Annotated in this window: 20 protein-coding genes; 9 read left to right on the top strand and 11 right to left on the bottom strand. The window is 45.3% G+C overall.

Annotation, left to right across the window (positions count from 1 at the left end):
* Positions 1 to 9: 9 nt before the first annotated feature.
* Positions 10 to 1,083, top strand: coding sequence for a tRNA 2-selenouridine(34) synthase MnmH (gene mnmH / locus FD967_RS05620; protein WP_215324963.1), 1,074 nt, complete (start codon positions 10 to 12; stop codon positions 1,081 to 1,083).
* Here the strand turns inward: mnmH and FD967_RS05615 are convergent.
* The gene (locus tag FD967_RS05615; RefSeq protein WP_215324961.1) at positions 1,080 to 2,258 is read right to left on the bottom strand and encodes an acyl-CoA dehydrogenase; all 1,179 of its coding nucleotides are present in this window, start codon (positions 2,256 to 2,258) and stop codon (positions 1,080 to 1,082) included. The genes mnmH and FD967_RS05615 overlap by 4 nt on opposite strands.
* A 96-nt stretch (positions 2,259 to 2,354) precedes the next feature.
* On the opposite strand from FD967_RS05615, the gene FD967_RS05610 reads away from it, so the two are divergent.
* Both FD967_RS05610 and FD967_RS05605 read left to right on the top strand, forming a co-directional pair.
* Positions 2,355 to 3,065: a queuosine precursor transporter gene (locus FD967_RS05610; protein WP_215324959.1), complete on the top strand. Its 711-nt coding sequence runs from the start codon at positions 2,355 to 2,357 to the stop codon at positions 3,063 to 3,065.
* A 101-nt stretch (positions 3,066 to 3,166) separates the two neighbouring features.
* A complete protein-coding gene (locus FD967_RS05605; RefSeq protein ID WP_215327195.1) occupies positions 3,167 to 4,774 on the top strand; it encodes an ABC-F family ATPase in 1,608 nt (535 codons plus the stop codon).
* 5 nt (positions 4,775 to 4,779) lie between these two features.
* Here FD967_RS05605 and FD967_RS05600 read toward each other — a convergent pair whose 3' ends face one another.
* From FD967_RS05600 to FD967_RS05565, 8 genes are all read right to left on the bottom strand, one after another.
* A complete protein-coding gene (locus tag FD967_RS05600) occupies positions 4,780 to 5,028 on the bottom strand; it encodes a DUF1289 domain-containing protein (RefSeq protein WP_215324957.1) in 249 nt (82 codons plus the stop codon).
* Positions 5,025 to 6,170: a GNAT family N-acetyltransferase gene (locus FD967_RS05595; RefSeq protein WP_251368978.1), complete on the bottom strand. Its 1,146-nt coding sequence runs from the start codon at positions 6,168 to 6,170 to the stop codon at positions 5,025 to 5,027. The genes FD967_RS05600 and FD967_RS05595 overlap by 4 nt, the downstream gene beginning before the upstream one ends.
* Positions 6,171 to 6,214: 44 nt before the next feature.
* On the bottom strand, positions 6,215 to 6,601 hold the full coding sequence (gene gloA, locus FD967_RS05590; protein ID WP_215324953.1) for a lactoylglutathione lyase: 387 nt from the start codon (positions 6,599 to 6,601) through the stop codon (positions 6,215 to 6,217).
* A 92-nt stretch (positions 6,602 to 6,693) separates the two neighbouring features.
* Entirely contained in the window at positions 6,694 to 7,488 is a 795-nt protein-coding gene (locus tag FD967_RS05585; RefSeq protein WP_215324951.1) for a peptidylprolyl isomerase, read from the bottom strand.
* 50 nt (positions 7,489 to 7,538) lie between these two features.
* Entirely contained in the window at positions 7,539 to 7,823 is a 285-nt protein-coding gene (locus tag FD967_RS05580; protein ID WP_215324949.1) for a BolA family transcriptional regulator, read from the bottom strand.
* Positions 7,820 to 8,368: a septation protein A gene (locus FD967_RS05575; protein ID WP_215324947.1), complete on the bottom strand. Its 549-nt coding sequence runs from the start codon at positions 8,366 to 8,368 to the stop codon at positions 7,820 to 7,822. Before FD967_RS05575 ends, FD967_RS05580 begins: the two co-directional genes overlap by 4 nt.
* Before the next feature lie 27 nt (positions 8,369 to 8,395).
* A complete protein-coding gene (msrB, locus tag FD967_RS05570) occupies positions 8,396 to 8,809 on the bottom strand; it encodes a peptide-methionine (R)-S-oxide reductase MsrB (protein WP_215324946.1) in 414 nt (137 codons plus the stop codon).
* A 20-nt stretch (positions 8,810 to 8,829) separates the two neighbouring features.
* Positions 8,830 to 10,296 carry a YdiU family protein gene (locus FD967_RS05565; protein WP_215324945.1) on the bottom strand — a complete coding sequence of 489 codons (1,467 nt, stop codon included), beginning with the start codon at positions 10,294 to 10,296 and terminating at the stop codon, positions 8,830 to 8,832.
* A 55-nt stretch (positions 10,297 to 10,351) separates the two neighbouring features.
* Between FD967_RS05565 and FD967_RS05560 the strand changes: the two genes are divergently transcribed.
* Positions 10,352 to 10,837 (top strand): PaaI family thioesterase, encoded by a 486-nt coding sequence (locus FD967_RS05560; RefSeq protein WP_215324944.1) that lies wholly within the window; start codon positions 10,352 to 10,354, stop codon positions 10,835 to 10,837.
* Between the two features lie 18 nt (positions 10,838 to 10,855).
* On the opposite strand, the gene FD967_RS05555 is transcribed toward FD967_RS05560, so the two are convergent.
* Together FD967_RS05555 and FD967_RS05550 are read right to left on the bottom strand one after the other, a co-directional pair.
* Positions 10,856 to 11,713: an NRDE family protein gene (locus tag FD967_RS05555; RefSeq protein WP_215324943.1), complete on the bottom strand. Its 858-nt coding sequence runs from the start codon at positions 11,711 to 11,713 to the stop codon at positions 10,856 to 10,858.
* A 27-nt stretch (positions 11,714 to 11,740) separates the two neighbouring features.
* Positions 11,741 to 12,721: a folate-binding protein YgfZ gene (locus tag FD967_RS05550; RefSeq protein WP_215324942.1), complete on the bottom strand. Its 981-nt coding sequence runs from the start codon at positions 12,719 to 12,721 to the stop codon at positions 11,741 to 11,743.
* 26 nt (positions 12,722 to 12,747) lie between these two features.
* Here FD967_RS05550 and mltG point away from each other — a divergent pair, with 26 nt between their 5' ends.
* The 5 genes from mltG to FD967_RS05525 are packed head-to-tail and all read left to right on the top strand — an operon-like array spanning position 12,748 to position 17,127.
* On the top strand, positions 12,748 to 13,836 hold the full coding sequence (gene mltG / locus FD967_RS05545; RefSeq protein WP_251368977.1) for an endolytic transglycosylase MltG: 1,089 nt from the start codon (positions 12,748 to 12,750) through the stop codon (positions 13,834 to 13,836).
* An 8-nt stretch (positions 13,837 to 13,844) separates the two neighbouring features.
* The gene (tmk, locus tag FD967_RS05540) at positions 13,845 to 14,483 is read left to right on the top strand and encodes a dTMP kinase (RefSeq protein ID WP_215324941.1); all 639 of its coding nucleotides are present in this window, start codon (positions 13,845 to 13,847) and stop codon (positions 14,481 to 14,483) included.
* On the top strand, positions 14,484 to 15,629 hold the full coding sequence (locus FD967_RS05535; RefSeq protein ID WP_215324940.1) for a DNA polymerase III subunit delta': 1,146 nt from the start codon (positions 14,484 to 14,486) through the stop codon (positions 15,627 to 15,629).
* An 11-nt stretch (positions 15,630 to 15,640) separates the two neighbouring features.
* Complete coding sequence (locus tag FD967_RS05530; protein ID WP_215324939.1) at positions 15,641 to 16,429, top strand: TatD family hydrolase; 789 nt, start codon at positions 15,641 to 15,643, stop codon at positions 16,427 to 16,429.
* Between the two features lie 56 nt (positions 16,430 to 16,485).
* Entirely contained in the window at positions 16,486 to 17,127 is a 642-nt protein-coding gene (locus FD967_RS05525) for an ankyrin repeat domain-containing protein (protein ID WP_215324937.1), read from the top strand.
* Positions 17,128 to 17,169: the final 42 nt, after the last annotated feature.

Raw genomic sequence — 17,169 nt, 5'->3', positions numbered from 1 at the left:
ATATCTTTTTTGCAACCCAGTAACCCGCATATTCTCAGTATTGAAGAGCTGGAGTCCTCCTTACCTGAGTTCGATTCCATTATTGATGTGAGGACGCCAGCGGAGTTTGCTTTAGATCACATTCCTGGTGCAATCAATCTGCCGGTTTTGAGTAACGAGGAGCGTATTGAGATTGGAACTCTGTACAAGCAAGCCTCTCCATTTGTCGCTAAGAAACTGGGGGCTGCTTATGTTTCACGCAATATTGCTAATCATTTAGAAAATTCTCTGATTGATTTTCCGCGAGAGTGGCGCCCCTTAATTTACTGTTGGCGTGGTGGCGAACGTAGCGGTGCCTTTACGCATATCCTCAATCGTATCGGCTGGAAAGCCCTGCAATTACAAAGTGGCTATCAAGGCTTTCGACGTGTCGTGATTAATGATCTCGACCAAGCTGCTAAAGACTTTTCTTTTCAGGTGATTGCCGGCATGACCGGAAGTGGTAAGACACGCATTCTCCAGGAAATTGGTTTACTTGGTCAGCAGATACTAGATCTAGAGGGTTTGGCTATTCATCGTGGATCGGTGCTGGGTAACGAGCCGAATATAGAGCAGCCTTCACAAAAAGGCTTTGAGACGAATCTATGGAATGCATTGAATTCACTAGATCCATCCAAGATAGTGTTTGTTGAATCAGAAAGTAAAAAGGTAGGAGGATTGCATATTCCCGATCCCTTGATGGAGCGTATTCGAGACGGCCAATGCATTGAGCTTCGCTCGAGCACTCATACGCGAGTATCTTGGTTGCTACGCGAATATGAGCATTTCTTATCTAATCCCGAAAGCTTTAAAGAGAAGCTGAGCCTACTGACATCACGGTATGGCAAGGAGCAAATCACAAAATGGCATGAGGCTATTAATGTGGGGGATTTTGAGAGCTTGGTCGAGGAGTTATTGGTGATGCATTACGACCCATCCTACCAATCCTCAATTATTCGAAACTTTCCGAGCTATCGCGAAGATCATTTTGTAAAGCTTGAGGATGATAGCGATGAGGCCTTTTCAAAAACAGCAAAAGACCTCATCACCAAGCTTGGACTTTAGCTAAAAGCCTGGATTCCAGTTTGCGCACGACCCAAGATGAGGGCGTGAATATCATGCGTACCTTCGTATGTATTGACTACTTCTAGATTGAGCATATGACGAATTACGCCATACTCATCTGAGATGCCGTTACCGCCATGCATATCTCTCGCTAAGCGAGCTATGTCTAAGGATTTGCCACAAGAATTACGCTTCATGATGGAGGTGATTTCTGGTGCGGCAATCCCTTCATCTTTCATGCGACCTAAACGCAAGCAGCCTTGCAGCGCTAAGGTAATTTCGGTCTGCATATCTGCAAGCTTCTTTTGAACTAGTTGATTTGCTGCGAGGGGGCGATTAAATTGCTTGCGATCCATGGTGTATTGGCGCGCTGCATACCAACACCACTCAGCAGCTCCAAGCGTGCCCCAAGCAATGCCATACCTGGCTGAGTTCAAGCAGGTAAATGGACCCTTGAGGCCGGTAATTTCTGGGAATTCATTTTCGGCTGGAACAAAGACTTCATCCATCACTATTTCACCGGTAATGGAGGCACGCAGACCCATCTTGCCGCTGATCTTGGGTGCAGACAAACCCTTCATACCTTTTTCTAGAATGAAGCCCCTAATCAAACCCTCATCATTTTTAGCCCAGACAACAAATACATCTGCAATGGGAGAATTAGAGATCCACATCTTGGATCCCGTTAATGAGAAGCCACCTGGTACTTTTTTAGCTCTGGTGATCATGCCACCTGCATCGGAGCCATAGTTAGGCTCAGTCAAACCAAAGCAGCCAATCCATTCACCGGTGGCTAACTTAGGTAAATATTTTTGTTTTTGTGCTTCGCTACCAAATTCATTGATTGGCACCATGACTAGAGATGACTGCACGCTCATCATGGAGCGGTAGCCCGAATCAACGCGCTCAATTTCTCGAGCAATCAGTCCATAAGAAACGTAATTTAGATTTGCGCCGCCGTACTGTTCAGGAATAGTGATGCCGAGTAGACCTAATTCGCCCATTTCGCGAAAGATTGCAGGATCGGTAGTTTCATTACGATAAGCATCATGAATACGCGGCATTAAACGACCTTGTGCATATTCAGCTGCAGCATCACGAATCATGCGCTCATCTTCTGTCAGTTGTGTATCAAGGAGAAGGGGGTCGGCCCAATTAAAACTAGCTTTACTCATGGTTCTTAGTGATCCTATAGGGGGGGTTAATCAGCGTTCTGTTAATTTTTAAGAATGCGGATATTCTTTTATCCTATTATCCATTTTTCTAGACATATGGACGCACCTAGACGTCATCATCGCTATTACGACCTGATATTGGCTGCCTTTGTTGTGGTTCTGCTGTGCTCCAATTTTATTGGTGCCGGCAAGGCCGCCACATTAGATTTGCCTTATTTTGGCAACGTCACATTCGGCGCTGGAATCCTCTTTTTCCCGATCGCCTATTTCTTTGGCGACATATTGACTGAGGTCTATGGCTACGCTTACGATCGCCGCGCAGTTTGGGCAGGTTTTGCAGCACTTGCCTTTGCCGCCATCATGGCCCAACTGGTTATTGCTTTGCCTGTCGCCCCGGGTTCTTATATGGCTAACTACCAGCAGGGCATGGAGACAGTATTTGGTAATTCTTGGCGGATAGCACTTGCCTCCATGATTGCTTTTTGCTGCGGCAGTTTCGTAAATAGCTATACCTTGGCCAAAATGAAGATCCTGACCCAAGGGCGTCATCTTTGGATGCGCACTATTGGTTCTGCCGCCTGCGGAGAATTAGTCGACTCTTCACTGTTCTATATGCTGGCTTTTTACGGTCTGTGGCCTATAAATGAGGTCTTGGCTGTTGCGGCGTCTCAATACGTCCTAAAGACTGCCTGGGAGGTTCTAGCAACCCCTTTAACCTATTGGGTGATTAGTTTTCTCAAACGCAAGGAAAATCAGGATCACTACGATATTCACACCGATTTCACGCCATTTAAGCTGAAAGTCTAATTTACGGCTTTTTTGGCCGCAAGCCGTTAAAATAATGCTCTTTGATGCATTTGCTGCATCCGCATCCTCGAATTGACCTATCAGAAAGTAAAAATACATCCGTGCTGTCCGCATCTAATATCACTATGCAGTTTGGGGCTAAACCCCTCTTTGAAAACATTTCCGTTAAGTTTGGCGGAGGTAATCGCTATGGCCTCATTGGCGCCAACGGTTGCGGTAAATCCACTTTCATGAAGATTTTGGGTGGAGAGCTAGAGCCAACCAGCGGAAACGTGAGCCTTGATCCTGGTATTCGCTTGGGTAAATTGCGCCAAGACCAATTTGCTTACGAAGATCAGCGCGTGCTTGATGTAGTGATGATGGGCCACGAAGAAATGTGGAAGGCGGCTGCAGAGCGTGATGCGATCTATGCAAACCCCGATGCCACTGACGAAGATTACATGAAGGCTGCTGAACTCGAGGGCAGTTATGCAGAGTATGGTGGTTACACGGCGGAAGCTAAGGCAGGCGAGTTGTTATTGGGAATCGGTATTCCGATTGAGCAACACAATGGGCCAATGAGTGCCGTGGCTCCAGGTTGGAAATTGCGCGTATTGTTGGCGCAAGCCTTGTTCTCTGATCCAGATGTATTGCTACTGGATGAGCCAACCAATAACTTGGATATTCACTCCATTCATTGGCTTGAAGATATTCTGAACCAAATTAAGAGCACGATTGTCATCATTTCCCATGATCGCCACTTCCTCAATGAGGTGTGCACGCATATGGCGGATATGGACTTCGGTACTCTGAAGGTTTATCCAGGTAACTATGACTCCTACATGTTGGCCTCTGTTCAGGCTCGTGCACAACAGCTAAGCTCCAACGATAAGGCTAAAGAAAAGATTGCTGAATTAGCGGCTTTCGTGGCCCGATTTTCTGCAAATGCATCGAAGGCGCGTCAGGCTACTTCACGTCAAAAACAATTAGAGAAAATTGAGATTGTTGAAATAAAACCTTCTTCACGTCAGAACCCATTTATTCGTTTTGATTCTGAGAAGAAGTTACACAATATGGCGGTTGAGTGTAATGCGCTCTCTAAGGCATATGACCGTCCTATTTTTAAGAACTTTAAGATCGGCATCCGCGCTGGCGAAAAGATTGCCATCATTGGTCAGAATGGCGCTGGTAAGACAACGTTGCTAAAGACTATTCTCAGCAAACGCTTTAGCGGGATTTCAGCAGATAGTGGTGATGTGAAGTGGGCGGAGAATGCTAACGTTGGCGTGATGCCACAGGACAATACCGAGATGTTCGCAAAAGACGAATTGCTCATGGATTGGATGAATGAATGGCGTAATACTGGTGACGATGATCAGGTCATTCGTGGCACCTTAGGTCGCCTCTTATTTTCTGGCGATGACATCGGTAAGTCTGTAAAGGTATTGTCAGGTGGTGAAAAGGGCCGCATGATTTGGGGTAAGTTGATGCTGCAAAAGCACAACGTACTTGCAATGGATGAGCCAACTAACCACATGGATATGGAGTCGATCGAGAGCCTGCAAATTGCTCTTGAGAAATATGAAGGCACTTTAATTTTCGTGTCTCATGATCGTGAGTTTGTCTCAGCGTTAGCTAATCGCATCCTCGAAGTGAAGATGGATGGAACAATTGCTGATTACTCAGGAACCTACGAAGAGTATTTACGCAGCCAAGCTTTAGCTGGCTAAATTGCTTACTTGGCTTGACGTTGGAAGCGCATTGCAGTGCCCTCTGCACGAATGCGTTTCCATACCAAATCCTTTTCTTCTTGGCTAAAGAAGACCCAATTACTGACCTCGCCCAGAGTGCGACCGCAGCCCTGGCAAATTTCATCGTACAGCGTCGTGCAGACTCCAATACAAGGTGAGTCAGAGCTATCGTCACCAACAGCTAATGAATTTACTCCAACTTGTTCTGGTAGGTTGTTATTAGATTCGGTCATGGCAGTACTTTAGACGATTTCAAAGGAATGTGTTGCTCGAGCTCATCAACATAAGCTGACATACCTTCACGTTCACGCTCTAAAAAACGTTTCACTGCATCAGAAAAACCGGCATCCGCTATCCAATGCGCTGATTGCAGGGTGGTTGGTAAAAAGCCTCTAGCCATTTTGTGTTCCCCTTGGGCGCCACCTTCAAATATCTTAATGCCTTCCTGAATGCAGTACTCAATTGCCTGGTAATAAGCTAATTCAAAATGTAGGCAGGGGATGTGCTCGATTGCACCCCAATAACGTCCGTATGCTTTTGAATTCGGGCGATCGACCACCAGTAAGGATGAAGCAATTGGCCTCTCATCTTGGGTGGCAATAATGAGGTGAAAATTCTCAGGCATATCCTTTCCAAGCATTTGAATACATTCTTCCGTTAAATAGGGAGAAGAGCGGTGCTCTATATAAGTATTTTCATAGCAGCGATAAAAGAATGCCCAATCATCTTTAGTTGCTATCGCCCCTGGAGCATGTCGATAGCTTATTTTATTCATTGCTACAGATGCACGCTCTCGCCGAATATTTTTCCGACGTTTCATTGTGAGGTCTGTAAGAAATTGTTCAAAATCTTTGTAGCCGATATTTTGCCAATGAAACTGTACCGAGTTGCGCAACATAAATCCTTGCTTCTCTAACTCAACTAATTCGCTAGCTTCTGGAAAGAGGATATGGGCGGATGAGAGTGCATTTTGATTAACCAGCGTCTTTAATCCAGTGACTAGGATTCGTTGTATTGCACCCTTATCGGCAGTTTGCGCTACGAGTAGTCTAGGTCCACGTACTGGAGTAAAGGGAATGGCAGACAGTGCTTTGGGATAGTAAGGCATGTTGTTTTGCTCGTATGCTTGAGCCCAGGCCCAGTCGAAAACAAACTCTCCGTAGGAATGTTGCTTTAGATAGAGCGGCATGACACCCAGCAGCCTTGATTCAGAATCCTCAACGAGTAAGTGAGCAACTTGCCATCCAGTATTGCCACCCACACATCCACTGACTTCTAATGTATTCAGAAACGCATACTTTAGAAATGGGCCTGCTTCGGGGGATAGTAGGGCATTCCAATCATCTTCAGCAATCTGCGAAAGACTATCAATCACTCGAAGTTGGATGGCGCCTTGCTTCAACTAAGTTAAAGGAAAATCTAGCGTTGAATTAATTCAATTTTGTAGCCGTCAGGATCTGTGACAAAGGCGATGATGGTATCACCACCCATGACCGGGCCAGCCTCACGCGTAATATTGCCACCAGCAGCTTTGATTTTTTCACAAGCGACATAGGCGTCGGCGACACCAATTGCAATATGTCCGTATGCGTCACCAAGTTGGTAACTTTCAACACCATGGTTGTAAGTGAGCTCAATCTCAGATTGGCCGTCTACATTCCCTTTTCCGTAGCCGACAAATGCGAGGGAATACTTTTGCTCTGGCCGCTCAGTGCTACGAAGCAGGTTCATCCCCAATACTTTGGTATAGAAATTGATCGAACGAGTCATATTGCCAACTCTGAGCATGGTGTGAAGAATCATCATTCTTCCAATATAAAGCTAAATCTGGTTTTCTGTTGACCAAGAAAAAACCCAGGGAGCTTGGCCTGGGCTTGTAGTCTAGGAGCGGAGACTTCTTATTGGATCTTGGCCTTAGCGCGAAGCTTTTGCATTAGCTCTGAGAACTTTGCCTTTTGCCAATTTTGATCTGCTGTGATCATCTGCTTAAGTTGGTCTTTAATTTCATCCATGCTTGGTGCCTTGACATCGCGAGTATCATCCATGTTGATAATATGCCAGCCATATTGAGTCTTCACTGGTTTGTCAGTGATTTGTCCTTTTTTGAGCTGCACCATCGCCTTGGAAAATTCTGGGACAAGCGCTTTATCACTTACCCAGCCTAGATCTCCACCATTCGGCGCAGAGCCGGGGTCTTTGGACTTTTCTTTAGCAATTTGTGCGAAATTACCACCAGCTTTAATTTGGGCAGTAATGGCTTTAGCATCCGCTTCTTTTTCTACCAATATATGTGCTACGTGGTATTCCTTGCCGGTGTACTGACCCTTCACTTGTTCGTATGCTGCTTTTAGTTCAGACTCTGCCACGCCTTCTTTTTCTACATAGTCTTCAAAAACTGCTGCGATCAAAACACCCATCTTGGATTGTTCAAGTTGATCCCGTACAGATTCTTTTTGCATGACACCGCGATTATTAGCTTCTTGCAAAATGAGCTCACGAGTAACTAGCATTTCTCTTGCTTGATCTCGGACTTGTGGATTATCTGGTTGATTTGATTTTTGAACCAGTTTATCTAGTTGCGCCTTTGGAATTGCCTTGCCATTAACAATGGCAGCGTTTTGAGCATAAATGGCTGTTGAGAAAAGCACAGTACTAAAGGTGCTGATGGTCAAAATTTGGCGTGTGTTGAACATGGATGAGGAATTTAAATATAGGTAAAGGAGAATCTTAAAGCAATCTGCGCTTAATGGGTGCTTTCACTGGGGGTGTATGCCAAGATGGTCAGAGCATGGATTGCATCAGGAAAGTGGCTATTTAAGGCGGCATAGATGGCTCTGTGACGGGCTACCTTAGCCATTCCCTCAAATTCTGGGGCTACGATGGTCAATTTAAAGTGACCACCACCAGATGCTGCACCCGCATGGCCTGCATGAAGATGGCTTTCATCCTCAATATTGAGATGGCTTACCTGAAACGCTAACCTGAGGTCAGCTTCAAATCGGGTAATTCTTTCTTGATTGATATTCATTCTGCAGGATGCTCCATGTGGCGAGTGAGCCAAACTCCCTGAAGAATCACAAATACCACTAGCAATCCTGTGCTACCAAATAGCTTAAAGTTGACCCAGGTTTCCTCGGAGAATTCAAAAGCAATGTAGAGATTGAGTACACCCATAAAAAAGAAAAATGTTGCCCAGGCCATATTCACTTGATGCCAAACCGATTTTGAGTTGTGCTCTTTCAGAGTAATTTGTTTGCCCATCAAAACTTGAATCCAGTTTTTTTGAAAAAATTGAGCACTAATGAATAGGGCGCCTGCAAAAAGCCAGTAAAGCGCAGTCGGTTTTAGTTGAATAAAAGTCTTATCGTGCAAGAAGATGGTTAGGCTTCCGAATACTAGAATCATGACAAGGCTAACCCACTGCATGGCGTCAATCTTGCGATGTCGGTAATACACCCAGAGTATTTGACCAATGGTTGCAACCATCGCTACGATAGTTGCGGTGTAGATATCACCAAATTTAAAGGCGATGAAAAAGAGGATGATCGGGAATAGGTCGAATAGAAATTTCATGGGCTTGATTATCCAGCTATTTATAAATTATTCCGCTTTACTTGGGGCGGCATTCTCTGAAGGTTCAAATGCTAGGGATGCTGAGTTAATGCAGTAGCGCAGCCCGGTAGGCTGTGGACCATCTTCAAACACATGACCCAAGTGTGCATCACATGCCTTGCAGCGCACCTCAGTGCGAATCATTCCATGGCTTGCATCCCGAATTTCAGTGATGAGCTCATTATTTTCAGGTGCGTTATAGCTGGGCCAGCCACAACCAGCATCAAACTTCGTTGCGGATTGAAATAGCGGGGTGTCACAGCAAATGCAGCGATATTGACCGGCAGCCCAGTGATCCCAGAATTCACCAGAAAACGGTCTTTCTGTTGCAGCCTCTCGGGTCACTCGATATTGAATATCGCTCAGTGATTTTTTATATTCTTGATCTGTTTTCTTGTTCATGGCCGGTTTAGTTTTTTGGGTTACGAGGAGCAGCTGACTTCTATGCGTTGCATATCGAAGGGTGGTGGTTTTGCATAATTCTCAAATACTTCCTGCTCATTAAAGGGTTTACTGAGTATGAGCTGCAGTCGTTCAATTTCAGAAAAATCATCTTGTTGAGCCTTTTCAATGGCGGCTTGAGCGAGGTGGTTCCTGAGAATATATTTGGGATTGATTTTATCCATCATTGCCTTTCTGGCTTCGTCACTGAAGACTTCACTTTGCAGTCTATGGATGTAATCGGCAAACCATTGATCAATGCTTTCACGATCGAGGAATTCATCTCTTTGAGTAATATCCGTTGGCTTGGAATCTTTTTGGGTATTGCTGAGCTGACGGAAGAGTGTGGTGAAATCTACTTTTGAATCATGCATCGCTTGTAAGAGACGTTCAATTAATTTAATATCAGATTCTATTTCTAATTGCAGGCCCAATTTAGAGCGGAAAGCTTGTTGCCATTCCTTTGCATAAGTCACTGGGAACTCCTCCAGCGCCGAACGTAAAAGAGCTTGGGATTCTTCTGGTGAATGCTCCAGCTCAAGCAGGGGGAGCATAGCGCTAGCAAGGCAGGCCATATTCCAATGCATGATTTGTGGCTGACGATGATAGGCATATCGCCCGCCATGATCACTATGGTTGCAAATATGGTCTATTTCAAAATGATCTAGAAATCCAAATGGCCCATAGTCAATAGTGAGTCCAAGAGCGCTGATGTTGTCACTATTTAAGACGCCATGACAAAATCCTACCGATTGCCACTGGGCAACCAATTTGGCATTGCGAGTGCTGATTGCTTTAAATAAACTTAAATAGGGATCTTTTGTATTAAGGCACTCTGGATAAAATTCGTTCATCAGCAAATCTGCCAGCTCCTTAAGGCGGACAGCATTCTGAAGTGAAGCAAAGTGTTCAAAGTGGCCGACCCGAATAAAGCTTGGGGCAATGCGTGAACACACTGCTGCAGTCTCTAGCGTTTCTCTGATAACCCGCTGTTTAGATCCGACTACCGAAAGGGCTCTGCTGGTAGGTATACCTAAAGCATGCATTGCTTCGCTACAGAGGAACTCACGTATAGATGATCTTAAGACGGCTCTGCCATCACCCATTCTGGAGTAGTGCGTCTTACCAGCCCCTTTTAGTTGGAGCTCAAGCTGATTCATGTCGCCCAGAAGGATGGCGCGACCATCTCCTAGTTGTCCTGCCCAGGACCCAAATTGATGTCCGCTATAGACAGTTGAAATCGGGCTGGAGAAAGTGAGTTCACCCGCATTCAATTGATTTCCCGCTAACAGTTCAAGCCAATCGGGATCATTGGGTAAGCCAATAGGTCCGAGCTCAAGCTGTAATAGTTTGGCAGCGGATGCTGAAAATGCAACCCAATAGGGATTGGATATGGGGGTGGGCGGGGTTGGCTGGCATACATCGTCGCCACGGAGTGTAAAGGGCATATTTTGTATTCTATGGGTAATTCACAAGCGTCGCAGAAGCCTCTAGAATGACACTATGACAAATAAAGTACAACTGAATGCAGAAACTCAACTTGCCAACCTAGGTGAAGAGCTTAATGTTCCTTTTTTGAAGCTTTTAGGGGTGAGGCTAATTACTGCTGAAATGGGTAAAGGCGAAATACTCCTAGCTCTCAAGCCCGAACATACCAATACTTGGGATGTGGCTCATGGTGGCGTTTTGCTCACCCTGATGGATGTGGCTATGGCCGTGGCTGCTCGCTCAAGTGATCCTGGTGATCGCAGTGTTGTTACCGTTGAGATGAAAAATAACTTCATGCAGGCTGCTAACGGCATCTTGCGTGTAAAAGCCGATACAGTGCGTCGTACTGCAACGATGGCTTTTTGCGAGGCCAAGCTCTTCAACGATCAAGGTGAGATCTGCTGTATGTCAACCGGGACGTTTCAGTTTATAAAGCGACTGGCAAGCAAAAATGCGAATGGCGAACGCGTTATTAATGAGGACTCCCGTCAGCAGAAATAATTCACGCTGATTGGTCGCTTACACCGAAAGGTTGGATCCCGGTGCAGCAGTAAGCTCACCGGTGACAACATCGTGACCGATGGTTCCATTGGCATCAAAACGTCTTTCTACCATCTCAAACTGACCATCCTTACGAACGCGCAAAATGGTGCTAGAGCGTGTTCCATAGCTTGGAGTCTTAATAAATGCAGCGGATAAAGCCTTTTCCCAATCTGGATTAATGCCAGTATTTGGTAGCTCTTGTGGGCTTGCTTCGTGAGTATCTGCCAATAAGCGCAGATAGTGATCTGCATTTTTAAGTTGTCCGCTATCCATTGCTAATGTTTGAGCAAACGCCGCAACCCGGTGATTTACTTTAGGCCATGGTGTATCCAGCATCGCGTTGGATAGACCATAGACTCCAGGACTCAATGCTTGCTCAGGAAATACTTTTCTTGGGCGAATACTCTGACCCATCAGGAGGCGATTGCTTACCCAATGCATTTCAGCGTTCTCTGGATCACTGAGATCAGCCATCAGTAGATTAAATCCGTTGTACAACTCAAATCGTTTTGCATTTTCTTGTATGTAAGTATGCGGTTTATGGTGACCAGTAAGATAGTGCAGACTGAGTTCACCACGAGTTCTTGCATCAGGATTTTTTTCGCTAGGCGCTCTGACATTCGTTAATGCAGCAAAGCGACCTGTCTTCGTGAAGCCCAACCAAGTTCCCGGACTGCCCAATACATCTGCTCGATCTTTGCCGGCTAATACGTGTGGGTGCTCGGACCACCATCCCATAGGATCAGTATCGCGCTCATAAAATTCATCACGGTTTGCCGCAACTACCAACGGGTAGTCTGGGTGAGATTTCCAGGCAAAGAGAATTAAGCACATAACGATATGAATGGAGTAAGAGTCAGATTAAATTTCTAATAAAGGGTAAGGTAGAGAATCTAGCGTTAAGACCGGCCCATCCCTCGCACCAAGATGAATTGCTCCAATTTCAAAGGCATCTAGCTTGCATTCCACCTGAAGATCAATGCGATCTGAATCTACCGCATTGGTAGCTGCCAGCACTACCATACCGCATGGCTGACTATCATCACTAGCTTGAAATAATTCCACACCGGGTTTCGAAAGCGCCAATGCAGATACATTGTTATCGATATGCATCAGTTGGAGTCTACGTTTTACTGCGCCACGGTATTGGCTACGAGCAACAATTTCTTGACCCGGGTAACAACCTTTTTTGAAATCTACACCAGCAACGGATTCAAAGTTAATCATCTGCGGGACAAATTGCTCCTGAGTTGCCAATACAATTCTGGGGATCGCGCTCAGTACCTCCAAAGAATTCCACTGATCTAGTGAGGCTTGATCAACCGATGACGCAGTAGCCCCCAACTTTTTCTGGGCGATGAGGATGCGCTGAAAAGATTGATCTTGGACCAGTACGTCAGGCATGCCCAAGGCTATAGAGTTTTTGGGTGGATTAGTGGATTGACTTGCATCCTCGTTTTGATAGGCACCAAACACTTCCCAGTCATCCGAGGCATCCACCACTTTTACTTTTGAGCGCAGTACGTACATCGACAATCGTTTTGCAGTACTTGCTGCAATATCTTTAGAAACAAATAGGGCAAAACGGTCATCTGAATCAACGGTTTCTGGAAACAAGCCAAGCCAAGCACTAGAGAGAAGGCGTCCTTTGGGACTGCAATATCCAACTAATCGAACAGAATCGGAGCCGCGTGCAATATGACCCAGCATGGTGCGCTTGAGACTAACTACGGAGTTGCTTAATTGACTTTGAAGCAGGGCTGCGGCGTCAGGCCCCTCGACCAAGATCAAGCCCCAATGGGTCAGGGAGGTAAATCCATGGTTTAGGCTAAAAGGAGGCATCGTGGAGTTTTTCTGTGCTGAAGGTCATGAGCTTTTATCATAGCTTGATGAGCAGAAAATTTCAGAAAAGTCTTTTTATTAAACCTTCAATTGGCGGATGGAAGTCTTATTCCCTGATCTTCATTTCCTTGCCACTTCTCTTGTACGGTGCCATCTTTTTATTACCGGTTGTGCCAGCCACATCAAATGTTGATAAGGGATCTGCCTATAAGATCAAAATAACTCCTCAATCTGGGCTGTCTGCAATTGCAGGTCAGTTATCAGAGCAGGGCATATCTACAAATGCAATCACTTTTCAAGTTGCAGCAAGAGCAGTTTTTGTTGGTTCTAAGTTAAAACCCGGAACCTATTTACTGGCTCCCCGTGCTAGCTTGGGAAATATCTTGCTACAAATTGCTCGTGGTGATCGAGTTCGAGAGACTATAGCCATCATTCCCGGTATGACCATATGGCAACTTAGAAGCCTGATTGATAAACATCCAGCTCTAATCCATCAGACTAAAGACATGAGTTCTAAAGAGCTGTTAATGACCATTGGGCTTTCTTACCCGGGCGATGAAGGGCTTTTTTATCCGGATACCTATATTTTTGATCCAGATGATTCGGATACTTCAATCTATAGAAGAGCCTCAAAGGCCATGCAAAAGCAGCTAACCGCTGCTTGGGATCAAAGGGACTCAGCCACACCCTTAAAAACGCCCTACGACTTGCTCATTTTGGCTTCTATTGTGGAAAAGGAGACAGGTCGCTCAAGCGATAGGTCACTGGTCTCAGCAGTTTTCGTGAATCGCCTCAATTTAAATATGCCCTTACAGACCGATCCAACCGTAATTTACGGAATTGGCCCTAAATTTGATGGCAATCTTCGAAAAACGGATTTGCGTAAGGACAGTCCCTACAATACTTATATGCACAAGGGTCTGCCACCAACACCAATAGCTATGCCCAGCAAGGAATCGCTCCTCGCTGTGATTCAACCGGCTAAAAGTGATGCGGTCTATTTTGTGGCGCGTGGTGATGGCACTAGCCATTTCTCCAAAACCTTAAAAGAGCATGAAAGCGCGGTTGATCAGTTTCAACGTAAACGCAATTCTTCCAATCAATCAAAGCCATAGTAATCGTTATGACAGCTCAATTTCCAGGTTATTTCATCAGCTTTGAAGGTATCGATGGCGCAGGTAAAAGTACGCACATAGAATCTTTCAGTAGCTTGATTAAACAGCGTCACCCTGATCGCGATGTTGTGATAACTAGAGAGCCAGGCGGCACTCAATTGGGCGAACAACTCCGCGCCTTATTGCTTGAAGTGCCCATGAATTTAGAAACTGAGGCATTGCTGATGTTTGCTGCTCGTCGAGAACATATTGCACAAGTTATAGAACCAGCATTGAAAGCGGGAAAGATTGTGATATCTGATCGCTTCACGGATGCCAGTTTTGCTTATCAAGGTGGTGGTCGCGGTTTAAGCTTGTCAAAGTTAAATGATTTGGAGAAATGGGTTCAGGCTCGCCCCGATGGTTCATTGCTCCAACCTCATTTAACCTTCCTTTTTGATTTACCTGGCTCAGTTGCCGAGGCTAGGAGATCAAAGGTAAGGGCGCCTGATAAATTTGAAAAGATGGACCTGGATTTTTTTGAAAAGGTTCGTCAAGAGTATCTGCGTAGAGTAAAGGCAGATCCAAATCGTTTTTATCTAGTGGATGCCACCCAAACACCAGAGGCTATTTGGCATGAGCTCAAGTCATTACAGATGAAACTCTAAATGAGTGATGTGATCTTTCAAAATGAGCCAGTTAAGAAGATAGCCCCATGGCTTGAGCCTATCTGGGATAGCATAAGCTTGGCTGCATTTCCTAATGCAGTTCTGATTCATGGTCAGTCCGGTATTGGTAAGTTTGAGTTTTCTATTGAATTGGCTAAAGCGCTGTTATGCGAGACGGCCGCGGCTATCAAGCCTTGCAATCAATGCGAAGCCTGTCGGTGGTTTGACTCTGGCAACCACCCTGACTTTATTGCGCTAGTGCCAGAAACGCATCGCAAACTTTTGCCGCAGGGTGATTTTGATTCAGACGCTGAATCCCCAAAAAAATCCAAGGCCAGTCAAGCTGATGGTGATGGTGATGCGCCCGAGAAAAAAGAAAAGAAGAGTATTTCTATTGAAGATGCCCGCAGTGCAATTGAAGGGCTATCTATTGGATCTCACCGTGGCGGAAACAGAGTCATTCTGGTCTATCCGCTAGAAATGCTCAGATCAGACTCCGCAAATACTTTACTCAAATCCCTTGAAGAGCCTCCAAAAAATACGATCTTTATTTTGCTAGCAGATCGCCTTGATCGTGTCTTACCAACCATTCGTTCTCGCTGTCGCCTGCTTTCCGCACCGCGACCAGATCGATTAAGTGGGCTCAATTGGTTACGTATCCAACTGAGCAAGATTCCTGGTTTAAAAACGAGCGATGCCGATGTCGAGGCTATTTATGATGAGCAGGGTGGGGCACCTTATGCAGTATTGGATTCCTTGATCGCGCGTCATAATAAAGATGAAAAGGATGAGCTTACGATTGCCATCCAAGCTTCACGTTATTTATTGCAAGCGATGGCGCAGGGCGCTCGGATCAATTGGTTAGATGCTGCTGATAAGACGCAAAAAGCCCGGTATTCAGTTTTGTTAGCTACTATGCAACGGTGGGTCTCTGATGTACAAAGTTGCGCACAAATGGGTTCGCCTCGCTATTACCCCAAGCATGAGGCTGCTATCAAGATGCTTGCGCAACAGGTGCGTCTACCAAAACTGCTCCGTTTCTGGAAGTCTCTGATACAGGCGCGTCGCCATGAAAATCACCCGCTGGCTACCCGTATTCAAGTAGAAGCATTGCTTTCTCAGTACCAGCAGGTATTTGAAGACTAAAATAGCGAGTCATGTTTATAGACTCACATTGCCATCTCGATTTCCCAGAATTCCAAACTCGCCTACCTGAGGTTTTGTCTAATATGGTCGCCTGTAAGGTGAGTCATGCCTTGTGCGTGTCGGTGGATATTCCTGATTTCCCTAGGGTTCGAAAGCTAGCTGAAGATCATGCTCATTTGTATGCTTCAGTCGGGGTGCATCCTGATTACGAAGATACGCTAGAGCCCAGCTTTGAATTCCTGATTGAAGAGGCTAAGCACTCCAAAATCATTGCGATTGGTGAAACTGGGCTTGATTACTACCGCATGGGTGATCGTAGCTATGAATCCATGGAATGGCAGAGGGAGCGCTTCAGAACGCATATACGCGCTGCTATTGCAGCTAAGAAGCCCCTCATCATCCATACCCGAGCCTCTTCTGTTGACACTCTCAGAATCCTCAAAGAAGAGGGCGCTGATCAGATTGGAGGAGTTATGCATTGCTTTACAGAAACAACTGAAGTTGCTAAGGCTGCTATGGACATGGGTTTTTACATCTCATTTTCTGGCATTGTGACTTTTAAGAGTGCCAAGGACCTCCAGGAAACATGCAGGCAAGTCCCTCTAGATCGCATGCTTATTGAGACGGATTCGCCTTATTTAGCCCCAATTCCCTATCGCGGCAAGACGAATGAGCCAGCCTGGGTATCCAAGGTTGGAGAATTTGTTGCTGAGTTGAAGGGTGTTTCTATTGAATTGCTGGCAGAACAGACATCAAGTAATTTTTTCCAATGTTTTCAAATAAATAGTGCATTTTCATGATAAGTTTATTTAAATTTAACCATCTTTTACATGCCTATTTATTATGCTTTTCTAGCTTGGTAATTGCACAGACTGCAGATCAGATTGCGGATTTCACCAAAGCAGCGAAGTTCGATGATGTCTCAGAGGTGCAATCCTTAATAAAAGCAGGTGTTAGCCCAAATGCGCTGGACCCGAGAGGCAATCCCATGCTAATCGTTGCTATTCGGGATAAATCTTTCAAGGTCACGGACTTATTGCTTGCTAATCCTGCTACAAACGTCAATTTAGCCAATAAAAGCGGTGAAAATGCACTCATGATGGCTGCTTTTGATGGTCAATTGGCCTTAGTGAAGACTTTGGTTGTTGAAAAGAAAGCCTCCGTAAATAAGCTAGGCTGGGCCCCAATTCACTATGCAGCCACCAATGGCCATTTAGAAATAGCTCAATTCTTAATGGCTCATGGTGCTCAGGTTAATGCATTAAGTCCAAGTGAGACAACGCCATTAATGATGTCTATTGGCTCCGGCAATGACCAATTAATCAAATACCTGCTTGATAACGGCGCAGATTTGCGCATGAGAAATCATGAGGGATATACGGCTATAGACGTTGCTCAATTATTCGGCAAGGATAATATTCGTGATGGCTTAATGTCACGTTGGTTAAAGCTCTATAACCAGCCGTATCCAGGCGGCCCTAAGAATTTTCCTTCATAAGTATCACATCTACTTACTGCGTATAATCATTATTATGTCAAA

This window comes from Polynucleobacter sp. JS-Mosq-20-D10 (assembly GCF_018687755.1).
GTDB lineage: Bacteria > Pseudomonadota > Gammaproteobacteria > Burkholderiales > Burkholderiaceae > Polynucleobacter.
This window is presented reverse-complemented; position numbering and strand designations above follow the sequence as displayed.